Here is a 14,377-nt window from a genome sequence, read left to right as displayed (position 1 = left end):
ATGAGATGGATGCGAGTAGTTAAAAATTTCTATCCTTTTTTGATGATCATATAATTGTTGCGTCTAAAAACTGACATAAAAATAGGTTAATCTATAGCCAATCATGAAATCAAAACATAACAAAGGATATTGATATGACACGCGACTATGAACAATTTCCAGACAATGATAATGGTAATGTCTTGTGGCAGATGGTTGAAGATGGCAATGATCTCACTGAGCCACATGAAGTTGAATTTTCGATTGTGTTTGAAAAACAAGAGCAAGTTGAAAAATGTGCACTCCATCTGTTGCACCAAGAACAAAAGATCTCACTTTATCAAGAAGAGTTACACTCAGATGGCTCAGATATGTGGGTGTTGAATATCCATATTAATATGATGCTTGAATACAATGATATTGCAGACTTAGAAGAGTGGATGACACGTATTGCACAAGAGTTTGATGGTGAATATGACGGTTGGGGTTGTATGAGCTATATCTACGATGATGAAGACGAGTAATTATACCTATTCAGCCTGCATCTGCAGGCTGAAACATTTTTAATCGTTGGTAGGATGCAATTTAATCTTATTTACTCACATCCAAATAAAGACTTTCTTTGACTTCTTCCATCACGACATAGCTATGTGAAGATGCCGAAGCAGGTAGTTTTTTAAGTAAATCACCTAATAAACGTCGATAAGCACTCATTTCTTTTAATCTTGCTTTGACTAAATAATCAAACTCTCCTGAGATCAAATGACATTCCAAAACTTCGGGAATATCAACAAGGTCACGTGCAACTTGATCAAAAACATCACCAGATTTGGCTGAAAGTTTAATTTCTAAAAATACCAAAAGACTGCGGTCAACATGGGCAGGATTGAGCCGTGCGTAATAGCCCATGATGATCCCTTCACGCTCTAAGCGTTTAACACGTTCTGAACACGGGGTGGTGGACAAATTGACACGTGAAGCCAGCTCACTAATCGCAATCCGACCTTCACGTTGCAGAATATCTAAAATCAGGCGATCAATACGGTCTAATTTACGCATAGATTATTCCCTTTTATTTTAATTTTTTCACGACGAAAACATGAAATTACCTAGATTATAATCCTAAAAATAGTGAAAAAAACTATTGATGCAAAAATATACTAGTTAAATAAACTAGTGTGCGTGAGGGATTGTTATGCGCGTCATCGTCTTAGGAAGTGGTGTTATTGGTGTAGCAAGTGCTTATTACCTTGCACAGCAAGGTGCTCAAGTCACTGTGCTTGATCGTCAATCGGGTCCTGCCAAGGAAACTAGCTTTGGTAATGCAGGGCAAATTTCCCCAGGATATTCGACACCGTGGGCAGCGCCAGGAATTCCTTTTAAAGCAGTTAAATGGATGTTTCAACATCATGCACCACTAGCCATTAATATTGACGGCAGTATGTGGCAGTTACAGTGGATGGCTCAAATGCTGAAAAACTGTAATCCACAAAGCTATGCAGTGAACAAAGAGCGCATGATGCGTGTTGCGGAATATAGCCGTGACTGTCTGCGTGATCTAAGAACAAAAACTGGCATTAATTACGAAAATCGTTCTAGAGGTACGTTGCAAGTATTCCGTAATGACGCTCAGCTAGAGACGGTGCAACGTGATATTCAAGTGCTCAAAGAATGTGGTGTGGATTTCGATTTACTTAATGCACAAGAGTTAGCACGTGTAGAGCCTGCTTTAGCGCATACCGATAAGTTAGTGGGTGGCTTACATTTGCCAAATGATGAGACAGGTGATTGTTATTTATTCACCAATGCCTTGGCAAAACTGGCACAAGATTTGGGTGTGGAGTTTAAGTTTGATCAGAATGTTGAAAATTTAATTGTTGAAGGTGATGAAATCAAAGGCGTCATGGTCAATGGAGCAGTTTTAACAGCCGACCGTTTTGTTTTAGCTTTTGGTAGTTATTCTCGTGACTTCCTCAAACCATTGGCGCTCAATTTGCCTGTATATCCAGTGAAGGGCTATTCATTAACAATTCCAATTGTTGATCCTGCACTTGCACCACAATCCACCGTTTTAGATGAAACTTACAAAGTTGCGATTACACGTTTTGATCAACGTATTCGTGTTGGTGGTATGGCGGAATTAAGTGGCTTTAACTTGGGCTTGAATGAAGACCGCCGTGCAACTTTGGAAATGGTGACTCAAGACTTATTCCCGGGTGGTGATTTACAGCAAGCTTCGTTCTGGACAGGTCTACGTCCAATGACACCTGATAGTACCCCGATTATCGGTGCGACTCAGTATAAGAATTTATTCTTGAATACTGGACATGGCACTTTAGGTTGGACGATGGCATGTGGTTCAGGAAAATTAATTAGTGATCTGGTGATGAATCATCGCACAGATATTAGTACGGATGGTTTGTCCATTCAGCGCTATTCACACGCAGCATAATTACAGCGTACAAGGAAGTTTATTATGCCTCGCCCAATTACTGCGGTCATCCATACTCAGGCTTTGCGTCAAAACCTTGATGTCTTGAGGGCAAGTGTTCCAAATAGCAAGGTGTTTGCTGTAGTCAAAGCCAATGCCTATGGACATGGAATCGAACGAGTTTACGATGCTTTAAAAACTGCGGACGGCTTCGCATTGCTTGATATAGATGAAGCGAAACGTTTGCGTGCATTAGGTTGGACAGGTCCAATTCTATTGCTGGAAGGAATTTTTTCGCCACAGGATTTATTTGACTGCGCTGAATATCAGTTGAGTTTCACGGTACATAGCGAGCATCAAGTCGAATGGATACAGCAGCATATCTATCCAGCCCAGTTTGATATTTTCTTAAAAATGAACAGTGGCATGAACCGTCTAGGTTTCAAGCCTCAACAATACCGAAAAATCTGGCAGCATCTGCAACGCCTCAATAATGTTTCCAACATCACTCATATGACGCATTTCTCTGATGCGGATGGCGAACGTTTTGGTCAAGCTGGGGTTGAATATCAACTCGCAGAATTTGAAAGCACCATTCAGGACTTACCTGGCGAAAGATCGGTGAGTAATAGTGCTGCCATTCTCAGATATCCCTCGCAAGTACACTCCGATTATGTCCGTGGCGGCATCATGCTCTATGGCAGCTCTCCCGATTATCCGAAGCATAGTATCCAAGATTGGGGACTTGCACCGACCATGAGTTTGCGCAGTGAATTGATCGCGATCCAGCAGTTAAATGCCAATGAAAGTGTGGGTTATGGTTCAAGTTTCGTAGCTGCACATGCAATGACGATTGGTATTGTCGCGTGTGGTTATGCAGATGGTTATCAGCGTACCTCTCCTACAGGCACGCCCGTGTTAGTCAATGGAATCCGTACCCGAACCATTGGGCGAGTCAGTATGGATATGTTGGCAGTCTATCTAACGCCAGTTCCGAATGCTGAAATTGGCAGTGAAGTTGTGCTTTGGGGAACATCAAAAACAGGACAAATTCTCTCTATTGATGATGTTGCAGCAGCCTCAGGCACAGTTGGCTATGAACTTATGTGTGGCGTAACTGCACGAGTTCCATTTATCACTCAAGACTAAGGAAGTCATCATGTTATATTCAGAGATCCAGAAAATCAATAGCACCGAAGTGATGAGTGCTGTCACGGTTTTTAATCAGGTGGTGTATCTATCAGGACAAGTGCCTAAAAATCCTGATTTAGATATCGAAGGACAAACGCGTGATGTATTGGCAACGATCGAGCAATTATTAGCCTCCGCAAATAGCGATAAATCACGTTTACTTTCGGTACAGCTTTTTCTGAAAGAACTAGCGGATTTTCCTAAGGTCAATGCGATCTATGTTGATTGGTTAAAAGACTGTGTGGCGCCATCACGCGCTACGATTCAAGCTGATTTGGTCAATCCAAATTGGTTAATTGAAATTGCAGTGATTGCAGCACAAAAATAAAGCGAATCGCTTTATTTTTGTTTAAATGAGATTAAAAAAAAAGAAAAGTAACGTATTTGTCATAGATAAAAGTAAGGCAAATACGTATTTTCTTGCAGTCAAAATGAATGGGTCATTTATAAAGGACAGCTGGTTAAGCTCATAAATTAGCGACCGATTCATTTTAGGAAGTAGTAAAAAGGAACTTTTTTATGACGGTGATACATAATCAGTCTTCAGGTGATGATGCACCTCAAGACTTACAACGGAAACTTTCCAATCGCCATTTGCAATTGATTGCGATCGGTGGTGCGATTGGTACAGGACTCTTTATGGGTTCAGGTAAAACGATCTCCCTTGCAGGCCCATCTATTCTGTTCATTTATATGATTATTGGTGGGATGTTCTTTTTCCTGATGCGTGCATTAGGAGAGTTATTACTTGCAAACTTACAGTACAAATCTTTTGTAGATATGGCACATGATCTGATTGGTCCATGGGCTGGTTATTATTTGGGTTGGACGTATTGGCTAGGTTGGGTTTTGGTCGGTATCGCTGACTTAGCGGCTGTGATTAATTATCTTGGCTTTTGGTTGCCTGACGGCACAACCTTTACGCCAATTGGTCAGGCGATGATTAGTGCGGGCTGTGTCTTATTTGTCTTAGCGTTGAATTTGCTTACGGTCAAATTGTTTGGTGAAGTCGAATTTTGGTTTGCTTTAATCAAAATTTTGGCAATTATGGGATTAATTGTGGTGGGTGGTTATATGATTTTCAGCCACTTTGTTGCACCACATGGTAGCGTTGCTTCATTTAGTAATATTTGGTCGCATGGTGGGATGTTCCCCAAAGGTTTAGATGGCTTCTTAGCAGGATTCCAAATCGCAGTTTTTGCGTTTGTTGGAGTGGAGTTAATCGGAACAACAGCCGCTGAAACCAAAGATCCTCACAAGAACTTACCCAAGGCGATTAATGCGATTCCGATTCGTATTATTTTGTTCTATGTCTTGGCTTTACTCGTGGTGATGTCTGTGACACCTTGGGATCATATTCGTGCGGATAAAAGTCCTTTCGTTGAATTATTCTTAAATGCAGGGATTGTGACTTCTGCGATTATCATGAATCTTGTGGTGTTATCTTCGGTGATGTCATCCATGAATAGTGGTGTGTTTTCAACGAGTCGGATGTTATTTGGTTTATCGAAAGATGGTCAGGCGCCTAATGCTTTTGGTCGGTTATCAAAGAGTGCTGTTCCAGCCAATGGTCTGATCTTCTCTTGTATATTCATCATGGGGGGCGCGGTACTACAATACTTCGTGCCAAATACGATTGAAGCATTTACCTTAGCAAGCTCTTTATGCGTGATTCTATTTATCAGCGTCTGGAGTCTGATTATGGTGTGTTATATCCGCTACCGTAAGTTACGTCCTGAATTACATGCCCAATCAACATTCAAAATGCCGGGTGGGGTGTTCATGTCTTATATCGTGATCGCGTTCTTGATGTTTACTTTAGTGATTTTGGCGCTTGAGCCCGATACCTTGAAAGCCTTATACATTAGTCCGTTATGGATTTTAATTTTAAGCGTGACTTATCGTGTGCTCTATAAACCGAGAATGCGCCGATTAAATGAAAAGTCAGTTGTTTAGTCAGATAGATTGACCGAACTAAAACACGGGTGTCTCTATCTCAATGAGGCACCTTTTTTATTGATGAGATGAACATTCCACCAACCTTGGCAAGGTCACCGAGATTTACGTCATTAAATTACATTAATTGTAAATATATGATTTAATTGGTTGTATGTTGTTTTCGGTGGGGTAAAATTTTGATCAATTTAGATCATTTAATGTAGTTTTGGTCACTTTATTTTAGACATTTTAGTTTGTAAAAGTCACCTATGTTTTGATGCTGATTTTCATGAGAAATAATAACAATATATAATTTAATATAATGATTCTTGATCCTCATGAAAATTTTTTATATTCAATTCAATAAATGAATATTATGCTCAATCCTATTTTGGATCATTTGGATAGTCTCTGCTTGAATTTGTCCAGGTAATAGATCATGAGCGATATTGCTGAATCGGATTGCAACCTTACAAATCGAACTAATAATTTCATCGACTTCTTGGGCAGAAAGTTCCGTTTCCTGAGTACCAAGTTTTACAAGAGCTTGTCGAGGAATATCTAGTGCCTCACCCATGATATCCATTTGATGATATCCCCCTTGTCCTTCACAGAAAGTAACATCATAGGCAGGGGCGAGTTTCCATTGTCCATTTTGGGACATCAGAAATGAAAAGTTTTTGCAATGATCATCTCGATTATTGAAGACTACATTGAAAACAGCTCGCTTAAATGCAATTGCTTTTTCGCGAACATCATTGGTGCAAAAGTGTGCAGCGCGAAGAAAGTTGCTGTAGTCTAAACTCCCTGGTGATTTAAAATCAGCTCCAGTGAAGGCTGCTAAACTTTGCATAGGGATACGCATGCCATCGTGGCGGTCAAATCTTTTTGATGCAAATGCGGTTAATCCATTCGGAAGAGTAAAATATTGGGTGTTAGGGGTGTCAATATCACAATGACGTAAACATTCTGCATAAACAGCTTCAATTGCACAAACTTCAGGATGCTCTTGCTGAGCGGGAAATTTGATCAGCCATGCTTCATGTTGATGTGAGCTAACTGTTGAGAATTCGTTGGTGACAGGATCACGGTAGACGAGCGCTTTTGGCCTTGCACCTTGTGGAGATCCACCCATAATTAATAAATGCTGTAAAAATTCTGCACCTTCTCCTTTGAGAACTTCCTGAACTTCTTGAGCGAGTTTAATCAGTGGAATATTTTCAGTTAATGTTAACTCAGGTGCTGAAGGTTCAAAGGATAACGCCCCCATCGCATGTATACTGATATACGTGAGTCGTTCTAATGGCCCAATCCGTGCTGGATTGAGTCCATTTTTTTTAAATAAGCGATCCATAAGAAGCATGCCCCAACCATCGGGCAAGGCATCATATATAGGACCTGGCAATCCCATTTGATGTGTAGGAAAGTTCGTTCTTAATGAGTCACCTTTTAATGGAAGTAGGTAAGAGGAAAGTTCTAAACCTTTACTGATCGCTTCTGCACTGTATTCAAAGGCGATTAATGGCCGACCTGTGATTGCGGTTGAGGAGACCAGTGTACCCCAAAGCCAATATTCACCCCATCCATTGTAGTAAACATTAAGTTTTTTGAGCATGCACTTATTTCCTTTTGATACGTTGGCGAGCCGTATTGCTCTCATAGCGGAGAATGTCATTTACACTGTTTAAATGAGGTTTGAAGAGTTCCTCTAATTCTTTTAATCGGCCCAATACCATGGCAACGCGCACTAAATTTTCAAATGAAACATTTCGACCAGCTTCCAGATTAGATACTGTATTCACACTAATACCAGCACGTGTAGCGACGTCTGCCTGAGTCATTTCCAGATAAAGTCGTTCTTTGCGAAGCCTTTCACATAATAACGTGACAACCTCTTCAGGTTTTTGAAATTTAAATCCATAATATTGTATCTTATATCTATATATATCTATTAAAACACAAAATAATGGATTTATAAAAATAAACCATTTGATGTAGGGAGGGTGCTTAATTGGCCTGATTGGATCTAATTAGACTAAAGAAGTCTAATTAGACATTTACAATTTAATAGAGTCTAACAACCTGCTTTAAGCTTAATCAGTTTCGCCTGATGTCGCGAGGAACCAGTATTTGCTATCAGTTCAATCTGGAATATCTGGCACAAGTGGTTTGGAGCAATGAGGTTATGGGCAGTGGTTCATCTTTTCTGATAACTTATTGGGTACCGATTCACAATTTATTCATCATATTCTGAAAATATTTCTTCAATTTCATTGTGCTGCGGCAATTTATGCTTTTTTAATCACTTCGAATTGTAAATCAATACTGCAAATTCTTGTTTAAATGATCATTAAATTTTGTGCTAACTTGGACAGACATTATTTGGCTAGTGGGACAAACAGTTATTGCTCTTTAAGATGATTAATTTAATCACTCACGCTTGGAAGTCCATATTAAATCATTACAGGAATGACTGGTAAACCACGAATAAGAATGCGTGGCAAACTTATCCAATAATTTGCATTAAAGATGAGAAACGATCATTAGATACATCAGTAGTTTGAATACCCCAAGTGCTTTTGCATCTTTATACTTGAAAGAGAACTTGATTCGCTCTTCCTCCTCATTCAGGCTAAAATTTTCTGCCCGTAATGTTAAATCCTGTAATGTCTTTTTGAGCTCTATCTTGCTCTGCTGAGAGAGTTCTAGATGAAGATATTTCTTGGGAAATAAGCTATGAATAAAAGAAAGAAGTTTCTTCAGTTGCCGTTTTTCATTCAGTTCAAAAATTAACTGGGCTGAATTGGGCTGAACTTTTTCAAGATAAATTGAGTAGATCGTATGAAGCTGTTTTTTATATTTACTTTGTACATTTGCATAACGCTCTTGGACATGGTGAATGACTTTTTTCTCCTCCTGATTGGTTGGCAACATGGTGACCAATGCATTCGGAGTTTTCCTTAAAAAATCTGTGGTAAATAACCTCGATGATTTTTTTTGGTTTACATAGGAGGTTTTCAAATGCTGGGCTCTAGCACGTAATTTTTGCGCGATTTGCAAAGGAATGGCTTCAGGTAACATAAGGTCTTGTTCTTTTTCTACTGCAAGAATGTGATGCAATAATTCAAAAGTCATCGCTGAGTCATGAGCTCCTAGCATCAGTGAATCAGGCGATTTCTGTTGACCTAGTTGAAATTGATGATCATGTTGCCTGTAACGGTCTTTAGTGAGTTGCTCAAATAAAAACTGTTTGATCGCCCGCTGCTGAACAGGATATTTAATAGAATCATCATGTTTCAGAATATTAAAATAGGCTTCTTTAGGAAGTGGGCTGTGCATTTGATTCAGCTGGTAGCTAATTGCCAGATGCATTAAATGCAGATAGCTTGAACAGGTCGTGTCAGGGGTTAGGTGCCCGGCAAAATGAGAAAGTGCATACCAGGTTTGCTGAGTATTTCTGTTTCGCAACAATGCATAACGGATACGTAATTGCTCATGTGGGCTATAGTCAGTAAATGCATCTGAAAGTGTTGAGTTTTTTAAAATCAGGTAAAGATGATTAAATGCAGAATGGCGCAGACTATGGTAAGTAAAATTGTGTTCTCCAAAAACTGGCTGGATCAATTGTTTCAATAGGGAATTCACTTCATTTTCATGAGTTTCTTCTAAGGACTGTTTTAAAAACAGCGGTTGTGCAACTGATTTTCCTTGTTCTTTTAGCAGACGTTTTCTATTCTGACTATATATTTTAAATGCATGTAATTCGTCGGCTTTAAGTAGATGATGCAGGGGAATCTTGCGGTAAGCTGAGTAGCTTTTTTGATTTTTATTGCGATTGTTGCGAATAGTGATTATCACAGCATCTTCACTAATAAATAGATCACGTACGAAGATATTCAATGTTTCATTGATCCGTAGTCCGACTCTGAACCCCAGAATAAAAATCAGTTTAAATATATTTTTATCCTGAATCGAAATATTTTGAGTATTTTCGAGCTGCTCTAGCATGTGGTGAAAAATATGGGGCGAGATCAATGCGGTTCTGCAGATTTTTACCTGGATTAAATTATCCAGATCAACAGTGGGTGCGTTAAAAAATAGGGTCTGTTTGTGATGAAACTCCTGTAGACGTTTTTGTAGAGTTGCTCTAGTTGTTTCTTTCTTTAATAGAAGCATTTCTCCATACAAATCTTCAAAATCAGCATCTGAAAATGATGAAATATCTTTGTCTTGGGTTGCCTGCAGCCAATGGACTGCAAACTGTGAAAACATGGTCTTCAGAGAACTTTGCTTGAGCGGCTGAAAATCTGCACGTATAAGCTTGCGCTTAAATCGTTGCTGCTGCTGAATAATATGATTTAGAAGGTCCAGTTGAGGTTCCGTTAATTTTGAGCGTAGAATGCTCCACAGCAGCAAACGTTCCAAGGCTGGAGATTGTTCTTTAGCATATAATTCTATGAGTTGATCGCTATAGTTTTTTGCACGAATAGCTTGACGTATTTCTACTAAAATATCGGCTATATCTAATGCAATAGTGACTGTAGACTGGTTCTGAGGGTTCTCATAAACTTTCTGAATCGTATGGGTAGGCGTGGGTTCAGGCTGACTAAAATAAGCTGCTAATTGTTTTTCAAGAGGACTGGAACTATAAATTTCATTTTTTAAGATACAAATGGACATTTGATCCAGCCCGCTGTTTTTCAGGAACTGTGTATAGTAAAAACCGTATTTTAACAGGTCTTTACAACGCACCTTTTCCTCAGGGAAGCATTCAATAATACAAGCGTTAATCAGATGTTCTGCATCTTCAATATCCGAAAATAAATCAAATTTTTGATGTTTTAGTCTGTAGATCCAGCATTTCACAATGTCGTGTAGCACAAACGTTTTGGTATAGCTGACTGAAAAATCAGGGTCATATATACGCTGATTACCGAAATTCCGGTTCGGGATATCAAGTGAAACAATATGATTCAGGTTTAAAAAACTTTGAAATTTCTTTGTTTTTAAAATGATTTTTAAAAACTTTTGTAGTTCGTTCTCATTATAAATGCCATTAAATAATATTGAACTGATCAAACAGAAGCCAAGTGATTGAGTTAGACTGAAGTCATTATGTTTTGTCCAGTAAGCAATCATATTTTGGGCAAATTGAGTAACTTTTTTACCATGTTTTAAGGTTTCAATATTTTGTAGTGGCAGAGACCTTTCGTACCTTACGGGAGCGGCAGGCACTGGATAGTAGTGATTCGATGAAAGATTAAAGCGCTTGATATATTTAGCAAATTCTATACGTGCCATCTGATAGCTACGGATGTTTGACTTACAGTGTTCTAAAAGCTGATTATCAACTTGACGACAAATTTCCGAATAGTTCTCAGGCGTCAGCTCTATACATTTCTCACTAAACAAGTTCAGAAGAAATGCTTTGTTTTTTCTATGCTTTTTTATTCTTTTGAGGGAGTGTGGGTGTTTACTCATTCAATCAGGAACCCGTTAAATGTAGACATACTTTTAAGTTCTAATATTTCGACAAGCTTGTCTTGTGCTACTCGAATATGATCGTAATCAGTTGCCTGAAAACCCGAATAACGATCAAACAGTCCCTGCATTGCTTCGTCATGACCAAAGATGTCTTTAACTATATCTTCATTGCAGTATTGTGCAAAAAAATAACGAGAAAAGTGGCGGGTCCAATTGCGCTGAAGGGCTATTTCTGTACAGAATTTTTGAATATCAGAAAGTTCTAAATTTTGGATATCTCCTTTCGAATCGTAAAATAAGAGCAAGAGATGTTCACCATCGAAGACCTCTTGGATTGCTTGTACTTGTTCTTGCGACAGATAGGCTTTAGTGAGGTGCAGAAAATGTTTCAAATACTTTAGGTAATGCTGTATTTCATCACGGAGAAAATTATTAAAAGGTAAATAGCGTCCAATGGTGCCCGAATAACGCTGCTCTTTATCTGCAACAGCCATCAATTGGTTGTCAAGGTCAATATAATCTAGATTGGGTGGGAAGGACTCACTCGGCCGTGCTGAAGTTGTCAGCATGCAAATATGCCAAAGCCAGATTGAATAATGATTTAAAGTCTGAAAGGGATTGGGATTATTCCGAACTTGTTCATCAAGCTGTTTAAATAAAGATTTAACCAGTGGCAGATCTGGTGTTTGCTGACTACCGAAAGTAATAGGAGATTTAAATTCTTCGATATAACTGCTGTTGAGCTGCGGGCAAACTAGATAAAGTGTTTGGCTATAAATATCGAGAATATCTATGATCTGTGTTGAAGAGTAATGGCATGGAATATAGTGCTGAACGCTTACGCCGCTAAGTAACTTACTTTCCAATTCATAACCTAGCTCATTCAATGTAATGTCACTGAGTAAACGTGGGAGATTTTGTTGAGTTAGCTGGAAAGTCAGCTCTTTATTGATGCTACGTAAATGCTCTTGTACCTTTGAATCAATTTTTGCATGATCCCACTTTTTTAGTTGAAAAATATTTTTAAAGTAAACTTGAGGCAAGGGAATTGTAAAAGAGTTTATGGTATTCAGCATATGTTCTTTCAAAACAAAATCTTTGAATTTAGAGATTTCAAAGCTTTGTTTGAAGAAACACGAGTCAGGCTTCAGTAAAACCTTTTTATTTTTTGCAGTGATTCGTGAGTTTTTTTGGAAAACTGGCAGATCTTTATAATAAGTAAGGCTGAGTACTGAAAATAGAAGTAAAGCATGAATGGGAGAACTTTCTGCTTCTTCAAATAAAACTTGCATAACGTGCCGTGCAGTAGGTAAATCGAAAACCCGAGGATTTGGCTTGTTCATTAGCTCATTCTTGTTTTGATGCAGAATTTTATTTTTGAGATTATTGATCTGAGCTGTAATAGAACATTGCTCTAGTGAGTTAAATTCAAAATTATGATCTTCAACTTTTTCTATAGTTTTATCCTCAGGTGGCTGTTTTGCCACACCTCGCTCAAAATGAGTTTGATATGTTTTTTCTCCATCAAGTGAAATTCTTAATGTCTTTTTAACGTCAGTTTGAGACTGTTTTGGGGTGTTTGGATTACTTTGACGATTTCTTTTTTGACGTTCTGATTGAGTATAGGTATACGTATAAATAACGCGGATTTCTGCCAATTGGCCCATTTCCGTTTTCTTTAAACTCTCTTTGGATTCGTCAAATAATTTTCCATTCTCAGTTTCAGCTTTTTTTAGAAATTTAACAAGATCGTCTAATTCGATCGGAAGAGACGGTAAAAAATTGTAAAGCCAATAGTATTGTTCAATTGTGCTTGCTAAACGAAAACGCCTACAAAGATTAGCTACAGTAGCTGCATGTTCTTTGCTATCAAGTAATTCAATGCATTGAGTATTGAAAATGGCCCATTTCAGTGCATTTGATTGATATGCTGATGGAGTGTTGATCAGTGCCAAGAGATAATGCGCCAATGGATATTTACTAATCGATAGATCAGTAGGATGCTGAGTCATAATTTTAATTAGTTTAACGACTTCAGTTGGTTGGATGAAATCATTCAGCTTAAAGAAGTCCTGATCATTTTTCAGTTTTGCTTCCGCCAGTGCTTGATAGAAGTCTCGAAATGGCTCAAGCTTTAATTCTTGAGTATCTTCTAAGTAACTATATCCGTTCATGATGATATTCCAGCCAGAATTTTTTCTAATGACAATGGACCTGTATAATTTGAAATAGAACTTACCGGACTTTTGGATTTAGACAGCCCTGATAGTTCTCGTAGATGATTGATAGTTAGAACTTCCTGACCGAAAACTTCCTGAAGATGTGCGGCTAAGTATTGTTCATTTAGCCAATGTGCGATGATATCTAAGCCATGAATTGAGTGATGTAATCCGGAACATAGTAAGGCCTTTACTTCGCTTAAAGCCATGATGGTGAATTCGTAGGAATTATTTTTCTCATAAGCTCTGAACTTGAATTCATTTTTATTTTTGCTGTAAAAATAGGCATAGATCCAGCTGAAATGACTACTAAAAAAATAGTGATCAGCTTTGTCTGTTGTCAGAAGAGGGATTTCGATATTCTGCTTAAAAGTTAAATTCAAGTGATAGTTTTGCTGTTTCTCATTAAGCTGAAAAAATAGAGCAATCCAGATTTGGTAGGCATGCATACATTTTGGATAACACATTAATTGTAAGTTTTTTGAAGATACACGATGACTTTCAATAGCTTTTTTTTTATAGACATATGCTGATGTCTCCCCATATTTATGCCAAGTGGCTGAAAAATAAGCTATAATATTCACGTATTTTTTATGGGAGAGTCAAGAGTTGCGCACCCTATATTGTGTAATTAAATTGTAAATTTCACTATATAGTCAAACCGTTTAATTACCCATACACGCGTTAAAGAAACGACTAAAAAGCTTATCTATTGAGTTAACCAACCATTTTTTCCTTTTTGCTTTCACCCATGCCCACATTTTTTCAATAGGATTAAGGTCAGGACTATAAGGTGGTAACCAAAGTATTTGATGCCCATGTTGGGCTAATAGATCTTGTATATATTGTCGCTTATGTCGCACTTCAAGTTTTACTCTGCCCTAATTCAGCTCTTAGTTCAACTCAAAGAAAATATGAAAATTAAGATTACAACTGATGAATATCAGCTTAACTTTAATTAAAGTACTGATACTTAAATTAAAACTCACCAATTAAGTATTGTAGAATTTTTTACTTATCTACTTTTTTATTGTTTTAAAATACGATAAAGTGATATTTCATTTCCTGATTAAGCCCCATATGCGCCCCCGAATACGTAAGTTTTTACATTCTCTTTATTCATCACCAAATTCAA

Annotated in this window: 12 protein-coding genes; 5 read left to right on the top strand and 7 right to left on the bottom strand. The window is 38.0% G+C overall.

Annotated elements, in window-relative coordinates; translation table 11 throughout:
* The first annotated feature begins 134 nt into the window (after positions 1 to 134).
* Positions 135 to 503 (top strand): ribonuclease E inhibitor RraB, encoded by a 369-nt coding sequence (locus tag CDG55_RS14650; RefSeq protein WP_087536634.1) that lies wholly within the window; start codon positions 135 to 137, stop codon positions 501 to 503.
* A gap of 67 nt (positions 504 to 570) precedes the next feature.
* Here the strand turns inward: CDG55_RS14650 and CDG55_RS14645 are convergent, their stop codons facing one another.
* Positions 571 to 1,038 carry an Lrp/AsnC ligand binding domain-containing protein gene (locus CDG55_RS14645; RefSeq protein ID WP_004665270.1) on the bottom strand — a complete coding sequence of 156 codons (468 nt, stop codon included), beginning with the start codon at positions 1,036 to 1,038 and terminating at the stop codon, positions 571 to 573.
* 136 nt (positions 1,039 to 1,174) lie between these two features.
* Here CDG55_RS14645 and CDG55_RS14640 point away from each other — a divergent pair, with 136 nt between their 5' ends.
* The 4 genes from CDG55_RS14640 (at position 1,175) to CDG55_RS14625 (ending at position 5,557) form a co-directional block, all read left to right on the top strand.
* The gene (locus CDG55_RS14640) at positions 1,175 to 2,431 is read left to right on the top strand and encodes a D-amino acid dehydrogenase (protein WP_087536633.1); all 1,257 of its coding nucleotides are present in this window, start codon (positions 1,175 to 1,177) and stop codon (positions 2,429 to 2,431) included.
* Between the two features lie 24 nt (positions 2,432 to 2,455).
* Positions 2,456 to 3,559, top strand: a complete 1,104-nt coding sequence (gene alr, locus CDG55_RS14635) for an alanine racemase (RefSeq protein WP_087536632.1) — start codon at positions 2,456 to 2,458, stop codon at positions 3,557 to 3,559.
* A gap of 10 nt (positions 3,560 to 3,569) precedes the next feature.
* Positions 3,570 to 3,929: a RidA family protein gene (locus CDG55_RS14630; RefSeq protein ID WP_087536631.1), complete on the top strand. Its 360-nt coding sequence runs from the start codon at positions 3,570 to 3,572 to the stop codon at positions 3,927 to 3,929.
* A 191-nt stretch (positions 3,930 to 4,120) separates the two neighbouring features.
* On the top strand, positions 4,121 to 5,557 hold the full coding sequence (locus tag CDG55_RS14625) for an amino acid permease (RefSeq protein ID WP_087536630.1): 1,437 nt from the start codon (positions 4,121 to 4,123) through the stop codon (positions 5,555 to 5,557).
* 337 nt (positions 5,558 to 5,894) lie between these two features.
* On the opposite strand, the gene CDG55_RS14620 is transcribed toward CDG55_RS14625, so the two are convergent.
* The 6 genes from CDG55_RS14620 to CDG55_RS14595 form a co-directional block, all read right to left on the bottom strand.
* Positions 5,895 to 7,154, bottom strand: a complete 1,260-nt coding sequence (locus CDG55_RS14620) for a type II toxin-antitoxin system HipA family toxin (protein ID WP_087536629.1) — start codon at positions 7,152 to 7,154, stop codon at positions 5,895 to 5,897.
* A 4-nt stretch (positions 7,155 to 7,158) separates the two neighbouring features.
* The gene (locus CDG55_RS14615) at positions 7,159 to 7,380 is read right to left on the bottom strand and encodes a helix-turn-helix transcriptional regulator (RefSeq protein WP_020899953.1); all 222 of its coding nucleotides are present in this window, start codon (positions 7,378 to 7,380) and stop codon (positions 7,159 to 7,161) included.
* A gap of 682 nt (positions 7,381 to 8,062) precedes the next feature.
* Positions 8,063 to 11,020: a tyrosine-type recombinase/integrase gene (locus tag CDG55_RS14610; RefSeq protein ID WP_087536627.1), complete on the bottom strand. Its 2,958-nt coding sequence runs from the start codon at positions 11,018 to 11,020 to the stop codon at positions 8,063 to 8,065.
* Positions 11,017 to 13,197: a hypothetical protein gene (locus CDG55_RS14605; protein WP_087536626.1), complete on the bottom strand. Its 2,181-nt coding sequence runs from the start codon at positions 13,195 to 13,197 to the stop codon at positions 11,017 to 11,019. Before CDG55_RS14605 ends, CDG55_RS14610 begins: the two co-directional genes overlap by 4 nt.
* Entirely contained in the window at positions 13,194 to 13,826 is a 633-nt protein-coding gene (locus tag CDG55_RS14600) for a hypothetical protein (RefSeq protein WP_228252560.1), read from the bottom strand. Before CDG55_RS14600 ends, CDG55_RS14605 begins: the two co-directional genes overlap by 4 nt.
* An 81-nt stretch (positions 13,827 to 13,907) precedes the next feature.
* Positions 13,908 to 14,105 carry a transposase gene (locus CDG55_RS14595; RefSeq protein WP_111313931.1) on the bottom strand — a complete coding sequence of 66 codons (198 nt, stop codon included), beginning with the start codon at positions 14,103 to 14,105 and terminating at the stop codon, positions 13,908 to 13,910.
* Positions 14,106 to 14,377: the final 272 nt, after the last annotated feature.

The sequence above is a fragment of the Acinetobacter sp. WCHA45 genome (assembly GCF_002165255.2).
Taxonomy (GTDB): Bacteria; Pseudomonadota; Gammaproteobacteria; order Pseudomonadales; family Moraxellaceae; genus Acinetobacter.
This window is presented reverse-complemented; position numbering and strand designations above follow the sequence as displayed.

Bases quoted from the DNA above. Each gene is read 5' to 3' on its own strand.
- alr (WP_087536632.1), top strand. From the start codon at position 2,456: ATGCCTCGCCCAATTACTGCGGTCATCCATACTCAGGCTTTGCGTCAA.
- CDG55_RS14615 (WP_020899953.1), bottom strand. From the start codon at position 7,380: ATGACTCAGGCAGACGTCGCTACACGTGCTGGTATTAGTGTGAATACA.
- CDG55_RS14605 (WP_087536626.1), bottom strand. From the start codon at position 13,197: ATGAACGGATATAGTTACTTAGAAGATACTCAAGAATTAAAGCTTGAG.
- CDG55_RS14610 (WP_087536627.1), bottom strand. From the start codon at position 11,020: ATGAGTAAACACCCACACTCCCTCAAAAGAATAAAAAAGCATAGAAAA.
- CDG55_RS14625 (WP_087536630.1), top strand. From the start codon at position 4,121: ATGACGGTGATACATAATCAGTCTTCAGGTGATGATGCACCTCAAGAC.
- CDG55_RS14620 (WP_087536629.1), bottom strand. From the start codon at position 7,154: ATGCTCAAAAAACTTAATGTTTACTACAATGGATGGGGTGAATATTGG.
- CDG55_RS14630 (WP_087536631.1), top strand. From the start codon at position 3,570: ATGTTATATTCAGAGATCCAGAAAATCAATAGCACCGAAGTGATGAGT.
- CDG55_RS14650 (WP_087536634.1), top strand. From the start codon at position 135: ATGACACGCGACTATGAACAATTTCCAGACAATGATAATGGTAATGTC.
- CDG55_RS14640 (WP_087536633.1), top strand. From the start codon at position 1,175: ATGCGCGTCATCGTCTTAGGAAGTGGTGTTATTGGTGTAGCAAGTGCT.
- CDG55_RS14645 (WP_004665270.1), bottom strand. From the start codon at position 1,038: ATGCGTAAATTAGACCGTATTGATCGCCTGATTTTAGATATTCTGCAA.